Source organism: Streptomyces sp. NPDC048255, from assembly GCF_040652415.1.
In the GTDB taxonomy this organism is placed as follows: domain Bacteria; phylum Actinomycetota; class Actinomycetes; order Streptomycetales; family Streptomycetaceae; genus Streptomyces.
In genome coordinates this window covers 228,617-242,735 of the sequence record NZ_JBEZMA010000004.1, presented here as the reverse complement: position 1 = coordinate 242,735, position 14,119 = coordinate 228,617, and the positions used below count along the sequence as shown (strand labels likewise).

Below are 14,119 nucleotides of genomic sequence, written 5' to 3'. Positions count from 1 at the left end.
GGGTGTGCGTGTGCGGCGCCGTTGCACGGGGCTCCGCCGTGTCCCTGCGGGGCTTGGCGGGGTGTGCGTGTGCGGCGCCGTTGCACGGGGCTCCGCCGTGTCCCTGCGGGGCTTGGCGGGGTGTGCGTGTGCGGCGCCGTTGCACGGGGCTCCGCCCCGGACCCCGCGCCTCAAACGCCGGCGGGGCTGGGTTCGGGTGTGGGGCGGGGACGCTCCGGAGTGTCTCCTCGGCTCGCGCACTGGGCCTCGGCTGCGCAAGCCCGGCCCGGGTTGCGCGCTCGTCCTGCGGGGACCCTCCTGCGCGTCCCCGCCCCACGCCCGGGCTTCGGCAGCGGAGCCTGGCGCCAGTGGGCCCCCGGGCCGTCCCTCAGTCAGGGGAAAGCCGTGCAGGGGGACGTGTACGGTACCCATCCGGTCCCGGGCCACGGACCGGAGCGGCGCGTCCCCCTGCCGGGACTCGGCCCGCGCGGCCCGCTCACCACGACGGACCACACCCAATCACCATGAACCGCAACGAACCTCAGGGGGGCCCACATGGGCAAGACCGCACTGATCACCGGCGTCACCGGGCAGGACGGCTCGTACCTGGCCGAGCTCCTGCTCTCCAAGGGCTACACGGTGCACGGGCTGGTGCGGCGCTCATCCAGCTTCAACACGGAGCGGATCGACCACATCTACCAGGACCCGCAGACCGCCAACCGGTCCTTCGTCCTGCACCACGCCGACCTGTCCGACGGCGTCGCCCTGGTGAACCTGCTTCGTGAGATACGCCCCGACGAGGTCTACAACCTCGGCGCCCAGTCCCACGTCCGCGTCTCCTTCGACGCGCCCCTCTACACGGGTGACGTCACCGGCCTCGGCGCGCTGCGCCTGCTGGAGGCGATCCGGGCCAGCGGGATCGACACCCGCATCTACCAGGCCTCGTCCTCGGAGATGTTCGGAGCCACCCCGCCCCCGCAGAACGAGGGCACCCCGTTCCACCCGCGCAGCCCCTACGGCGCCGCCAAGGTCTTCGCGTACTGGACCACGGTGAACTACCGCGAGGCCTACGGCATGTTCGCCGTCAACGGGATCCTCTTCAACCACGAGTCCCCGCGCCGCGGCGAGACCTTCGTGACCCGCAAGATCACCCGCGCGGTCGCCCGGATCAAGGCCGGTCTCCAGGAGAAGCTCTACCTCGGCAACCTCGACGCCGTCCGCGACTGGGGCTTCGCCCCCGAGTACGTCGACGCCATGTGGCGGATGCTCCAGCAGGACGAGGCCACCGACTACGTGGTCGCCACCGGCGTGGCCGCCACCGTCCGCGAGTTCGTCGAGGCCTCCTTCACGCACGCCGGTCTCGACTGGAACGAGCACGTGCGCTACGACCCCAAGTACGAGCGCCCCAGCGAGGTGGACGCCCTCATCGGCGACGCCTCCAAGGCCCACGACCTGCTCGGCTGGAAGCCGACGGTCCTGGTTGCCGATTTGGCCAAGATCATGGTTGACGCCGACATCCGCCAGGTCGAGGACCAACTGGCGGGCGTGACGGTTCGCATCGACCGCTGAGGCCTTATATTTCCCCTACGCTTTGCCGTGTTCCGGTCATGCCCACCATTCTGCGCGGGCTTGACCGGGGCAAAGCTGCCGTATGTCCGTAGTGCGCCCTCCATGCTGAACCCTGTTGATTCCAAGTTGGTATGCAATGGGTCAAGTGAGGTGACCGGGCCGTCGCGTGAGCCCTAGTCTGCGCCAGTACATATGGCTGTTCGGATAGTTTCAGCCATCAAACCGGGCGATTGCCCTGGGGGGCTCATGCGTAGATCCAGAGGGCTGACTGCTGCCCTCGTCCTGTCACTGGCCGGTGCCGGCACCGGTATAGGTCTGGTGCTGATGCCTCAGGCGTCCGCCATCACCCAGCCCGTGGCATTCACCGCCGACCAGCTGCCCACCTGGCAGCCCGACGGCATCGTCTGGGCCATGGCCCAGGCGAACGGCACCGTGTTCGCCGGCGGTACCTTCTCGGCGGTCCGCCCGCCCGAGGGCTCCGGCAGCGGTACCGAGCAGGAGGCCGTGAACTTCGTCGCGCTCGACGCCGCGACGGGCAACCCCACCGCCTGCAAGCTCGCCTTCACCATCGGCGAGGGCACCGCGACCGTGCGTACGCTGGTCGTCTCGAAGGACAACAAGACCCTGTACGCCGGCGGCTACTTCGGAGCCGTCAACGGCACCCCGGTCTCCAGCGTCGCCGCGATCGACATCGCGACCTGCACCCCCAAGGCCTCGTTCCACCCGGGCTTCCCCGCCACCGTGCGCGGGCTCGCGGTCACCGACGACACCCTGTACGCGGCCGGAGACTTCTACCAGGTCGACGGCCAGACCCGCGAGCGGTTCGCCGCGGTCGACGCCGCCTCCGGCGCGCTCAAGCCCTTCGTAGCCAACGCCGACGAGCCCGGCCGCGCGATCGAGGTCACCCCGGACGGCAAGAACGTGCTGCTGGGCGGTGACTTCTTCTCCGTCAACGGCTCCAACACGCACGCGCTGGCCGTGGTGAACGCCACCACCGGCGCGATCACCAAGACCTACACCAACATCCCGTCGAACTCGGTCGTCAAGGACATCTCCACCGACGCCACCGGCTTCTACACGGGCAACGAGGGCTCCGGCGGCGGCGTCTTCGACGGCCGCATCGGCCTGCGCCTCAGCGACTTCAGCGAGAAGTGGCGCGACCGCTGCCTCGGCGCCACCCAGTTCGTGCTGCCGTACCAGGGCGTGCTCTACAGCTCCTCGCACGCGCACGACTGCACCACCGAGCTGGAGTTCCCCGACGGCAAGCGCCACTTCCTGCTGGCCCAGCCGACCGACCACGAAGGCGCCGCCCCCGCGCCCGTGGACGGCTTCGTCCGCGGCCCGCGCAAGCTCGGCTGGCACCCCACCGCCAACGACGGCCTCGGCGAGGGCATCGGCCCGCGCGTCATGGCCGTGGCGGAGAAGAACGACGTCAAGTACATGTGGGTCGGCGGTGAGTTCACCCTCATCAACGGCGTCCCGCAGCAGGGCCTGACCCGCTTCGCCTCCACCGGCGACGTCGGCGCCCCGACCACCCCGGTGGCCAGCGCCGCCAGCGTCAAGCCCGGCGAGGCCCAGGTCCGCTGGCGCACCAGCTACGACGCGGACGACGGCAAGCTGACGTACCGCATCTACCGCAACGGCTCGGCCACCCCGGCGGCCACCGTGACCGCGGACTCGCTGGAGTGGGAGCGTCCGCAGGCCGCCTGGACCGACACCACGGTCAAGGCCGGCCAGTCGTACACCTACCGCGTGACTGCGACCGACGCGGCTGGGAACACCAGCGCCCTGTCGGCCACCGCCTCGGTGACGGTCCCGACCTCGGTCCAGTCGTACCCGAACCAGGTCCGCACGGACGGCGCCCAGCTGTACTGGCGCTACGACGACACCGTCAGCCCGTACGTTGCCGACTCCTCGGCCGGCAACACCAGCGGCGTCCAGTTCAACGCCCCGGCCCTGCGCCAGAGCCCCGGCGCCGTCACCGGTGCCAGCACGGCGATGGGCTTCAACGGCACCAGCCAGCAGCTGTACGGCGACCGCCGCCAGAGCGTCGGCAACACCTTCACCGTCGAGACGTGGTTCAAGACGAACACCACGCGCGGCGGCAAGCTGATCGGGTACGGCAACAACACCACCCGCAACAGCAGCATGTACGACCGGCACCTGTACATGACCAACACCGGCCGTCTGGTCTTCGGCGTCAACGACGGCTCCAACCGGACGGTCTCCACCGGCCTGTTCGAGACGTACAACGACAACAAGTGGCACCACGTGGTCGGCACCCAGGGCCCCGGCGGCATCACGCTGTACGTCGACGGCCAGAACAAGGGCACGCTGAACGCGAAGAGCACCGGCACCTACGTCGGCTACTGGCACGTCGGCGGCGACAACCTCGCCGGCTGGCCGACCCGCCCGACCAGCAACTACTTCGCCGGCCAGCTCGACGAGTCGGCCGTCTACCCGACGGCGCTCACCCAGGCCCAGGTCAAGAACCACTTCGACCTGGCCAAGGCCCCGACCGACACGGTCACCGAGGTCAAGGCGACCGAGGACACCTACATCAACCAGGGTGCCCCCGGCACCGCCTACGGTTCCTCCTCCTCACTCGCGGTGCGGGGCACCTCGGCGTACGAGACGTACCTGCGGTTCAACCTGCCGGCCGCCCCGGCAGGCCAGGTCCTGAAGGCCGCCTCCCTCCAGATCAAGACCACCACGCAGGCGGGCGCCGGCAGCGCCGACACCGTCTCCGTGGTCCCGGTCACCGGCACCTGGAGCGGCGCGGGCACCACCTTCAACACCAAGCCCACCCTCGGCACCACCCCGCTCGGCACCATCGCGGGCGTGCCGGACGGCTCGGCGGTCCACAACGTCGAGCTGGACACCGCCGCGGTCTCCGCGGTGCTGGGCAGCAGCTACAGCATGGGCCTGACGAGCACGGGCACCGACCCGCTGTGGATCTGGTCCTCGGAGGCGACCGCGGCGGAGGGAACCCCGCAGCTGGTCCTCACCTTCGGCGCGCAGTGACCGGAGCAACCGCCTGACGGCGTGCGGGGCCCGGCCGTAGAAAGGCCGGGCCCCGCACGCCGGGGGAACGCGGCCCCGTTCCGCCGCACGCCCCCTCATCCCACCCAGTAAGTACGGGAGCCACCCGATGTACCGACGCTCCGCAGCGGCTGCTGTCCTGCTGACCGCAGCCCTCACCCTGACCGCCTGCAGCTCGGGCGGCGACAAGGCCGACTCCGGCGCGGAGGCGAAGGCGAAGCCCCCGGCCTCGTCCTCCGCCCCCGACCCCGCGGACACCCCGCCCACCGCCGGGACCTCGCCCGAGGCGAAGCCCACCGGCCCCGTGCTCCCCGACGCGAAGCTCACCCCGAAGACGGGCAGCTTCACGGCCGAGGAGAAGAAGTACCTGAGCGGCCGGGTCCCGGAGAAGATGGACCCGGCGGCCGTGCTGCAGACCGGCCAGGAGGCCTGCCAGCGGGTGGAGCGCACCGCGAAGCGCGACAAGGACGCTGCGACCGGAGCCGTCATCACCGGGGAGATCCCGGGGGCCAAGGACGCGATCCCGCACCTGTGCCCCGCCCAGAAGCCGATCCTGGCGGCGGCGGAGAAGGGCTTCCCCGAAGGCCCCCGCAAGACCCCCGCGGCGGGCAGCTACCGGGCGCTGACGCAGGCCACGAACTGCACGTGGGAGGCGAAGGGCAAGGACGGCTCGGTCCTGGCCTCGGGCCCCGAGGCCCCGCCGAAGCCCGGTGACAAGATCACGGCGGCGATCCCGGCGGGCACGACGGAGTTCAACTCCACCGGCTGCTACGCCTGGGTGCCGGCGTAGGCCCGCTCCCCAGCCGTACGTACGCAACCACCCGCACGACGAGAACGCCCCCCGCAGCCGAAACACCGGCCGCCGGGGGCGTTTTCGGGGCCGGAGCGGGTATCCGCGGGGTCAGATCGCGACGAAGACACCGACCTTTCGGAGGCGAGTCCTATGAACGGCCTGGGTGGCTGCATCGGTCTGATCGTGGTGGGGGCGGTCCTCACCTTCGCGACGGACTGGGAGATGCGCAGCGTCGACCTCGACCTGGTCGGCCTGATCATGATGGCGGTGGGGTCCATCGGCCTCGCCGTGTACACGAGCGTCCTGAAGCGCCGCCGCACCGTGGGCGCCGTCCCGGTGGTGCAGGAACACCGCCGGGACGGGCTCTAGGAGCTAGGAGCTCAGGAGCGTAGGGCTGCTTCGTACACCGGGAGCAGGGTGTCCAGCACCGAGTCCATCGAGAAGGACTTGGCGGCCAGTTCGCGGGCCGACAGTGCGGCGGCCCGGTTGGCCTCGGGGTCCAGCAGGGACAGGACCGCCGCCGCCACGCCCTCCGGGCCCGGATCGACCGCCAGACCCGCACCCGCGGCGGAGATGTCGCGGGCCAGGCCGTTGGAGTGGGTGACCACCGGGGGGACGCCCACCGACAGCGCCTCCAGGACCGACATCGGGAACGGCTCGTCCACGGAGGGCAGTACGTAGACGTGGGCCCGGCGCAGCTCCGCCAGGACCTCCGCGCTCGACAGGGCCCCCGGGACCGTGAACCGGTCCGTCAGCCCCAGCTCCCCGATCCGGGCGCGTACGGCCGCCAGCTCGCCCTCGTCCGGACCCGCCACCACGAACTGCGCCCGAGGGTGCTCGGCGAGGACGGCCGGGGCCGCGTCGACGAAGTCCACCGGCCGCTTACGGGCCTGCAGGCGCGCCGAGTACAGGATCCGCGGCGGCCCGCTCGGGGCGGGGCGCGCCTCCTGGGCCGGAGTGCCGTTCACCAGGCGGACCGCGTTCGCCAACGGCGCCCCCACCACCGCGTCCAGGCCCTCCCGCTCGTGCGGGGTCAGGTACAGCACCGCGTCAGCGCCGCGCAGCAGCCGTCGTACGGCCACCGCGTCCAGCACCTTGGCCAGCAGCTTCTCGCTCGGGTCCACCATCCCGTGGGTCTGGAGCACCAGCGGCTTGCCGGCCCGCAGCGCCGCCAGGGCCACCGGCAGGGTCACCAGATCCCGCGCCAGGTGCACGTGGATGGCGTCCGCGTCCCGCACCAGACGGCCGGCGGAGGCCAGCAGCGCCGGTGAGGTCATCCCGCTGAAGCCCAGCGGGAGCAACCGCCTGGCCGGGAAGAGTTTGGCGGGGACCCCCTCGACCTCCGTCGGCCACGGCTCGGGGAAACCCTCGCCCAGCGCGAGCAGCCGCGCCTCGTGGCCCCGGGCCCGCAGCCCCTTCGTCAGGTTCAGCGCGACCCGGACCGGCCCGCCGAAGGCGTGCGAGGGGGAGTGCAGTGTGACCGCGTGCAGGACTCTCACTTCGGCTCCTCCACCGGGCGGCGACGCCCGTCCTGGGTCTGCAGGGTCAGCTCCGGCAGGTCCTTGTGTACGACGGCGCCCGCGCCCGCGACCGCGCAGCGGCCCACGGTCACCCCGGCCAGCACGGTGGCCCGTACCGCCACCCAGGCGCCGTCCTCGATGACGATCGGCGCGTTGCGGTAGCGGAAGTCGGCGGCCCGGTGGTCGTGCGAGCCGGTGCACAGCATCGCTTCCTGCGACAGGCACACGTTCGCCCCGATGGTCACCGGCTCCAGGTTCAGCAGCCAGGCGCCCTCGCCTATCCAGGTGTGGTCCCCGACGGTGAGCTTCCACGGCCACAGCACCCGCACCTTGTGCCGGATCAGCACGCCCTCGCCGATCTGCGCCCCGAACGCCCGCAGCAGCGCGACCCGCAGTCGCGCCGGGCAGAACCAGGTCATGAACAGCGTGTTCATCACGGCGAACCAGAGCGCCTGCGTCAGCAGTCCGCGGCCCTTTTCGTATCCGGCCAGCGTGAAGGCAGGAAGATCACGCAACTGAAGCCCCTTCGTCCTCCCCCTGGACCGAGTCCGGGGGACCCCGCCCGCGGGCGCCTCCCCGGGCGCCGCCCGCTCAGACTAGACTGCGCGCGGACCAGGCACATGGGGTGGGGGCGGCAGTGGCAACGGACATACACAAGCCCGCCGTCACGCCCCCGGTGGTACTGCCCGAGGACGAGGCGCAGTGGGGCCGGGTCACCACCCCGCGCACCCTGCTCTCCCGGGCGCTGTCCGTCCCGCTCGCCCTCGGATTCACCGTATTCCTGCCGCTCTTCGTCGCCGCCCAGTCCGGTGCCGGCCGGCACGACGCGGCCTTCTGGCTCCAGCTCCTGCTCACGATGTACGCGGGTGCCAGGCTCTCGGCGATGGTGCTCACCAGCCGCCGCAAACTGCTCCAGGGCTCCTTCTGGCTGTTCGTCTACATGGCCATGGGCGTGGCCCCGCTCGCGCAGGCCGTCCTCGGCCAGGTCCCGACCCCGGTGGTCGGCCCCCGCTCCGACCTCACCGCCGCCATCGGCCTGGTCCTGCTCGGCTGCACTGCTTTCGACGTCGGCGTGCTGCTCGCCCGCCACCGGCCGGCCGGGCGGGCGGGCGGCTCCCAGAAGGAGCCGCGTCCGGTCATGACGCACCGGCGGCGCCTGCAACTGCTCACCGGGCTCGCCTTCCTGTGCAGCGCGGCCTTCGTGATGAAGCTGGGCGGCCCCGCCGTCTTCTTCTCCAGCCGCCAGGAGATCATCGCGGGGATCGAGGAGGCCGGCGTCTCCAACGGCGACGGCCAGGCCGGCCAGGCCCTGCTGCGCGGCTTCGGCACCGTACCGGCGCTGCTGGCGCTGCTGCTGTACACGCGCTGGCTCATCACCTCGAAGTTCGCCCGCCGCAAGGTCTCGGTCATCGTCACCTGGTCGGCGCTCGCCGTGCTGAACCTGGTGGTCAACAACCCGATCTCGAACCCGCGCTACTGGTTCCTCACCGTCATGTTCGCGCTGCTCTTCACGATCTTCCCGGTGAGCGCCGCCATGTACCGGGTGGCCCTGTCGATGGCCGTGGTCGTGGCCCTGCTGATCTTCCCGTTCGCGGACCGCTTCCGCTACGACGAGAAGAACTACAAGCCGGTCGAGACCACGTCGTTCCTGGAGCCGATGGCGCTCAAGGACTACGACCAGATCGGCATGTTCGCCAACACCATCACCTTCTCGGAGTCCGGCCCCGGCCACTTCTACGGGCGCCAGCTCGCCGGTTCGGTCTTCTTCGCGGTGCCCCGCGCGGTGTGGCCCGGCAAGCCGCGCGACACGGGCGTGATGGTCGGCCAGTGGATGGGCACGGTCAACACCAACCTCTCCTCGCCGATCTGGGCGGAGCTGTGGATCGACTTCGGGCCGCTGGGCATGGGCGCGGGTCTGCTGGCGATGGGGTACGCGTCCGCCCGCGTCGACCGGCGCTACGCGAAACGAGCCACGCGGCGGTCCCCGCCGGGCAGCCTGATCTCGGTCGTGGTCCCGCTGGTCGCGGGCTACTCCTTCATCCTGCTGCGCGGCCCGCTGCTCCAGGCGTCCGGACGCGTGGCGATCGCAGCCCTCTGCCTGGCGCTGGTCGCGACCTACCGCACGGACAGGTCCACCACCCTGCGCTGAGCCGGCTACTCGCCCGTGTCGGTGCCCGTGTCCGTGTCGCCGCCGGTGTCCGTGTCAGTGCCCGGATCCGTGCCCGTGTCCGTGCCCGTGTCGGCGGACTTCGGGCAGGTCACCTTGGCGAACTTCGAGGTGACCGAGTACGTGTCGTTGGGCACCCCGGTGAACTCGAAGAACCCGTCCTTGATGGTCAAGGTGGTGTCCACGACGGCGCCCTGAGAGTTCTTCAGCGTGACCGTCTCGGCCTCCGGGAAACCCCTGCCGGACACGCCGTAGGTCTGGCCCGCTCCCTTGGTCACGGTGCACGTGATCGCGGCTTCCTCGTCCGACACGAATTTCGGGCAGACCGTCTTGCGGTAGTTCCCGCGGTGGAACGAGTCGACGCGGTAGGTGTCGTTCGGCAGCCCGGTGACCTCGAAGAACCCTCCGGCGATCGCCCTGGTCTCGCGCACCTTCCGCTGGTCCGACCCGTAGACGTAGATCAATTCGTTCGGTTCGAATCCGTTTCCCGAGACTCCGAACAGGCCGCCGGGACCTTCCGAGACCGCGCAGGTGGCGGTGGGTACGGCCGCCTCGGCCGCCTCCGCCGTCGATTGGGTGACCGCGGTCCAGCCGCTGATCGCAACACCCGTCGCGATCGCGGCCGACAGGAATCTGCCACGCATGGGTTTCTCCTCCTCAGTCGCGCACGACCCCCGAGGAACCACACCCGATCACCACTATTCCACCGGCCGCGCGGGCCCGCATGCGGCAGCCGGGATCAGGCGGGCTGCGGCACCGCCGCCGGCAGCCGGGAGACCCGCCACCAGGCAGCCGTGGCCTTGAGGGCCGAGCCCAGCGCGAGGCCCCAGGCGGCTCCCGCCACGCCCCAGACCGCGTACCCGGCCAGCAGCAGCGCCACCGAGAGCAGGGAGAAGGCCACCTGCACGGAGAGGGTGGCCTTGGGGGCCAGCACCCGCAGGGTCAGCAGCGCACAGGTGCCCAGGCCCATCACCGCGTACTGGGCCCCGGTCGCGGGCAGCAGCGCGGAGGCCGCCGCCCAGGTGTCGCCGAGCAGTTCGCGCCCGAGCCGGTCGGGCAGCAGGTACAGGGCCGTCGCCCAGCCCGCGCCGAGCCCGCCCAGCACCAGCCCCAGCAGCACGGTCGCCCGGACCGTGGCCGTCTTGCCGCCGAGCCGCGACAGCACGGGCGGCCCGAAGGCGTTGGCGGAGTTGAACAGCACGTTCAGCGGTCCGAAGAGGGTGGTCGCACCCCGCAGCGCACCGACGGCGAGCGGGGTCGCGAAGACGCCGAGGCCCAGCACGGCGAGCTGGCTGGAGCCGTTGCCGACGGCGAACTCGACCACGAACCGCTGCCCCAGGTGCCCGCGCACCAGGTACGGCCGCAGCGAGGCCCGCGCCCCGCGCACGTAGGGCCGCAGCAGCCACAGTCCGAGCGCCAGCGCGGGCAGCGCGGACAGGCCCCACACCAGTACCAGCCGTCCCGCGGAGGCCCCTTCGGGCTGCACGGCCAGCGCGGCGACCGCGCACACCAGCCGCAGCGCGTCCGCGGCCAGCGCCCGCTCGGGGGTGCGCAGCGCGGAGAAGCAGTACCGCAGCCCGTCCTGGAGCAGTACCAGGGGCAGTACGAGGCCCAGCGCGAGGAAGGCCCGTCCGGTGGCCCCGGGCAGCAGCAGCCCGGTGAGGGCCAGCACCGCCCCCGCGCAGGCCGAGGCGGCGGCGGTGAAGGCGGCGCCGGAGCGGCAGGCCGTGGCCAGCCGCTCGCCCTTCTCCAGGACGAGGGTCTGGCCTACGTAGGCCATGTTCAGGCCGAGGAGCACGCTGAAGGTCACGTACACCATCGAGAAGTCGGCGAAGCCGGACGCCGAGGACAGCCGGGCGGCGAGGACCACCACCAGGATGTTGGTGGCGCTGGAGGCGGCCTGGTCCAGGACGGAGGAGACGGCGGCGAGGCCGCGTCGGCTCATCTGCGGCCCGTGCGGACGGTGCGCAGCGCGACGGTGTCGGTGCCGTCACCGGGGATGTGCTGCTCCGGCTCGGCCACCTCGTAGGGGATCGGCTGAGGCTCCGCGCGCCCCGGGCCGGCGGGACCCGCCGGCGCCGCCTCGGCCCGGCCGCCCTTGCCCCGGCCCTTGCCGAGTCCGCGCTTCTCGCCGGGCAGCGGGGTGTGCAGCACCGCGCCGAGCACGGTGCCGCCGGCGCCGCTGATCAGCTCGCGGATGCGGGACAGGTCGCTGCGGTGGACGGCGCGCGGGTCGCAGACGACCAGGACCCCGTCGACGCGGTCGACGAGGGCGAGCGCGTCGGCGTACGAGAGCACGGGCGGCGCGAGCACGACGACGGTGGAGTTGGGGGAGTCGGCCTCGGAGACGAGCCGGGTGGCGCGCGGGGAGGTCAGGGCGCGGGCGACGTTGCGCACCCGCTCGCCCGGGATCAGGTCGAAGGCGCCGGACTCCCCGGCGTCCACGACGAGCTGGCGGCCGTCGGGCCAGTCGGACTCCCCCTGCTGCGGGGAACGTCCGCCGGCGGCCGGGCCGCCGGGCATCTGGCTCCAGCGCGGACGCCCGCCCGCGTCGGTCGGCAGCTGGCTGGCGAGGACCGGGGTGCGCAGGTCGGCCTCGATGAGGAGCACGTCCTTGCCGGTCTCCGCGAAGGAGGCGGCGAGGTTGACGGCCACCGCGGCGGCGGTCTCGCTGCTGCCGCGCGGGGCGACGACGAGCAGGCGGCGCCGGTCGGCGAAGCGGGAGTCGTAGGCCAGCCGGAAGGCCACCGAGCGGTACTCCTCGGCGAGCCGGGGATCGGCCTCGCCGGCCGCGAGCAGCGGCCCGCCGCCGGTCTTGTCCCTCGGCAGGTAGCCCAGGACGGGCGCGCGCAGGGCCCGTGCCACGTCGCCCTCGGAGCGCGGGGCCGGGTCGAAGACGAGCCGGACCCAGGCGGCCAGCAGGCCGAGCGCCAGGCCCACGGCCGCGCCGAGGGCGAGGGACAGGGGGATGCCGGGGCCGTCGGGGGCGTGGGGGGCGGTCGCCGCGCTGGTGACCCGGCCCGGGGTCATGTCCAGGGCCTGGAGCTTGGCGATGTTGTTGTTGAGGGTGTTGACCTTGCTCTGGAGGTCGGTCTTGGTGACGTACGCCGCGTCGCGCGCCGTGCCGGCGGGCATCGTGTTGATCTGCTTGACCAGGTCGTCGAGCTGCTTGGCCACGGGATCGCGCTGGTCCGTGTAGCCCTTGACCATCTGGTCGCGGGTGAGGTCGAGGGCTTCCTGCCGCTTGAGCAGGTAGGCCTCGGTCATCGCGTTGGCGCGCTTGGCGGCCTCCTTGGGGGAGGACGCGGTGTAGGTGAAGCGGAGCACCATGGACTGCGGCGGGTTGGTCACCTGGAGACCGCTGCGCAGGGCGGCGAAGCCGGATGCGTCGACGCCGAGCTTCTTCGCGGCCTCGTTGGCGATGGAGGAGCTGAGCGCGACCTGGCGCTCCGAGCCGATGTTGATCGCCTTGTCGGGGGCCAGGCTCGGGTTGAACGGGTCGTCGGTGGGCGCCCGCAGCACGATGTCGGCGGTCGCGACGTAGGTGTCGGCCGTGGATATGCCGAGGTAGACGCCGCCCAGCAGGCCTATTCCGATGCCCGCGCCGATGAGCCGGCGGTAGCGCAGGAGCTGCCGGAACTGGTCCCGGAGGAGGTCGGGTTCGTCCTCCGCCGGAGCCGCTGCCGGGCGGTTCGTCTCGATCACGGCCTGGGCCCCCCAAGTGCTTCGTCCATCAGTGCGTCGATGCGGGCCAGGCCCGCCTCGCGGCTCAGGTGGGCCGCTACGTGACGCGGTCCGGCCGCGCCCAGCTCGTCCGCGCCCGCCGGGTCCTCGGCCAGGGCCCGTACGGCCTTCAGCAGGGCGTCGGGATCCTCCGGCGGTACGAGCACCCCCGCGCCCGAGCGTTCCACTTCCTGGGCGGTACCGCCCTGCGCCGCCACCGAGGCGACGACGGGCCGGCCGGCCTGGAAGTAGGAGGTGAGCTTCGACGGCACGCTCATGTCCATCACCGCCGCGTGCTGCGTGACCGCGAGCACGTCCGCCGCGGCGAGGATATCCGGGAACTCGCCGTCGGCGGCAGGGGGGATGATGTCCAGATTGGGTACGTCGGCCGCGAGGTCGGCGAGGGCCGAGCGCTGGCTGCCGTCCCCCATGAGGACGAACCGGACGCTGGGATCCAGCCGGGCGGCGCCCACGAGGACCTCCAGTCCCTGCTTGAGGCCCATGTTGCCGGAGTGCAGGACGACGGTCTGGCCCGGGGCCCAGCCGAGGTGGCGCCGGGTCTCGCCGCGCGGCTTGGTGGGCACCGCGACGTGCGACCAGTTCGGGACCAGCCGGATCCGGTCCGGGTCGACGCCCATGCCGACGACCCGGTCCACGAAGGTCTCGTGGATGACGCCGACGAGGGTGGCCCGCTTCAGGGCGTAGGCCTCGGCGCGGCCGGCGACCGCGGCCGCCTTGTCGCCGCCGCTGATCCCGCTCTGCGCGGCGGCGGCGCCCATCAGGTCCTGGACGACCGGGACGTACGGGACCTTCCACCGCGCCGCGAGCCGGGCGGCCAGCACCCCGCCGGCCAGGCTGGGCATCTGGGCCATGACCGCGTCCGGCTTCGGCATCCGGGGCGGGGCCACGGCGCCGTGCAGCAGAATCGATCCTTCGAACAGGGCCCGCTTCACGGCGGTCTGGCGCGGCGGCACGGTGTGCGCACGCCGGTGCACAGTGACTCCCGCGCGCTCCTCCGTGCGCCGGAGCGCCCCCTTGTACTCCGGCTCCAGCGACCACGCCGGATAGTGCGGCATGCCCGCGAGGACGTGGGTCTCGTGGCCGAGATCCGCCCAGTGCTCCGCGATCTGGGTGGCGTACGGCCCAATCCCCGCGTGCTCGGGAGCGTAGTTGGTGGAAACCAGCAGCAGGCGCCGGTGACCGGATCTGGACACTGAAGGTCCCCTTCTCCCCTGGATGATGCGCACGTCACCCTATTCGTTCACCCGCGTGGTGCGGAACGTGCACGCTATTGTCTGCTGATCTGCCACACCGGGGGGTGTGGCT

11 protein-coding genes are annotated in these 14,119 nt (G+C 72.1%); 5 read left to right on the top strand and 6 right to left on the bottom strand.

The window, feature by feature from the left end; genetic code table 11:
- Positions 1-534 precede the first annotated feature (534 nt).
- The 4 genes from gmd (at position 535) to AB0D94_RS06440 (ending at position 5,752) form a co-directional block, all read left to right on the top strand.
- A complete protein-coding gene (gmd, locus tag AB0D94_RS06455; protein WP_266934174.1) occupies positions 535-1,548 on the top strand; it encodes a GDP-mannose 4,6-dehydratase in 1,014 nt (337 codons plus the stop codon).
- A 246-nt stretch (positions 1,549-1,794) separates the two neighbouring features.
- On the top strand, positions 1,795-4,572 hold the full coding sequence (locus tag AB0D94_RS06450) for a DNRLRE domain-containing protein (RefSeq protein WP_362046357.1): 2,778 nt from the start codon (positions 1,795-1,797) through the stop codon (positions 4,570-4,572).
- A gap of 127 nt (positions 4,573-4,699) precedes the next feature.
- Positions 4,700-5,380: a hypothetical protein gene (locus AB0D94_RS06445; RefSeq protein WP_362046354.1), complete on the top strand. Its 681-nt coding sequence runs from the start codon at positions 4,700-4,702 to the stop codon at positions 5,378-5,380.
- A gap of 153 nt (positions 5,381-5,533) precedes the next feature.
- A complete protein-coding gene (locus tag AB0D94_RS06440) occupies positions 5,534-5,752 on the top strand; it encodes a DUF6458 family protein (protein ID WP_362046351.1) in 219 nt (72 codons plus the stop codon).
- Between the two features lie 11 nt (positions 5,753-5,763).
- Here AB0D94_RS06440 and AB0D94_RS06435 read toward each other — a convergent pair whose 3' ends face one another.
- Positions 5,764-6,882: a glycosyltransferase gene (locus AB0D94_RS06435; RefSeq protein WP_362046348.1), complete on the bottom strand. Its 1,119-nt coding sequence runs from the start codon at positions 6,880-6,882 to the stop codon at positions 5,764-5,766.
- A complete protein-coding gene (locus AB0D94_RS06430) occupies positions 6,879-7,418 on the bottom strand; it encodes a WcaF family extracellular polysaccharide biosynthesis acetyltransferase (protein WP_362046345.1) in 540 nt (179 codons plus the stop codon). The genes AB0D94_RS06435 and AB0D94_RS06430 overlap by 4 nt, the downstream gene beginning before the upstream one ends.
- Positions 7,419-7,579: 161 nt before the next feature.
- Here AB0D94_RS06430 and AB0D94_RS06425 point away from each other — a divergent pair, with 161 nt between their 5' ends.
- Positions 7,580-9,052, top strand: coding sequence for a hypothetical protein (locus AB0D94_RS06425; protein ID WP_362046500.1), 1,473 nt, complete (start codon positions 7,580-7,582; stop codon positions 9,050-9,052).
- 5 nt (positions 9,053-9,057) lie between these two features.
- Here the strand turns inward: AB0D94_RS06425 and AB0D94_RS06420 are convergent, their stop codons facing one another.
- The 4 genes from AB0D94_RS06420 to AB0D94_RS06405 all read right to left on the bottom strand — a co-directional run bounded on the left by AB0D94_RS06420 (position 9,058) and on the right by AB0D94_RS06405 (position 13,977).
- Positions 9,058-9,714: a hypothetical protein gene (locus AB0D94_RS06420; RefSeq protein WP_362046342.1), complete on the bottom strand. Its 657-nt coding sequence runs from the start codon at positions 9,712-9,714 to the stop codon at positions 9,058-9,060.
- 95 nt (positions 9,715-9,809) lie between these two features.
- Positions 9,810-11,015: a hypothetical protein gene (locus tag AB0D94_RS06415; protein WP_362046339.1), complete on the bottom strand. Its 1,206-nt coding sequence runs from the start codon at positions 11,013-11,015 to the stop codon at positions 9,810-9,812.
- Positions 11,012-12,775 carry a lipopolysaccharide biosynthesis protein gene (locus AB0D94_RS06410; protein WP_362046336.1) on the bottom strand — a complete coding sequence of 588 codons (1,764 nt, stop codon included), beginning with the start codon at positions 12,773-12,775 and terminating at the stop codon, positions 11,012-11,014. The genes AB0D94_RS06415 and AB0D94_RS06410 overlap by 4 nt, the downstream gene beginning before the upstream one ends.
- Positions 12,772-13,977, bottom strand: coding sequence for a glycosyltransferase family 4 protein (locus AB0D94_RS06405; protein ID WP_362046497.1), 1,206 nt, complete (start codon positions 13,975-13,977; stop codon positions 12,772-12,774). Before AB0D94_RS06405 ends, AB0D94_RS06410 begins: the two co-directional genes overlap by 4 nt.
- Positions 13,978-14,119 lie beyond the last annotated feature (142 nt).

Bases quoted from the DNA above. Each gene is read 5' to 3' on its own strand.
- AB0D94_RS06440 (WP_362046351.1), top strand. From the start codon at position 5,534: ATGAACGGCCTGGGTGGCTGCATCGGTCTGATCGTGGTGGGGGCGGTC.
- AB0D94_RS06420 (WP_362046342.1), bottom strand. From the start codon at position 9,714: ATGCGTGGCAGATTCCTGTCGGCCGCGATCGCGACGGGTGTTGCGATC.
- AB0D94_RS06450 (WP_362046357.1), top strand. From the start codon at position 1,795: ATGCGTAGATCCAGAGGGCTGACTGCTGCCCTCGTCCTGTCACTGGCC.
- gmd (WP_266934174.1), top strand. From the start codon at position 535: ATGGGCAAGACCGCACTGATCACCGGCGTCACCGGGCAGGACGGCTCG.
- AB0D94_RS06445 (WP_362046354.1), top strand. From the start codon at position 4,700: ATGTACCGACGCTCCGCAGCGGCTGCTGTCCTGCTGACCGCAGCCCTC.
- AB0D94_RS06415 (WP_362046339.1), bottom strand. From the start codon at position 11,015: ATGAGCCGACGCGGCCTCGCCGCCGTCTCCTCCGTCCTGGACCAGGCC.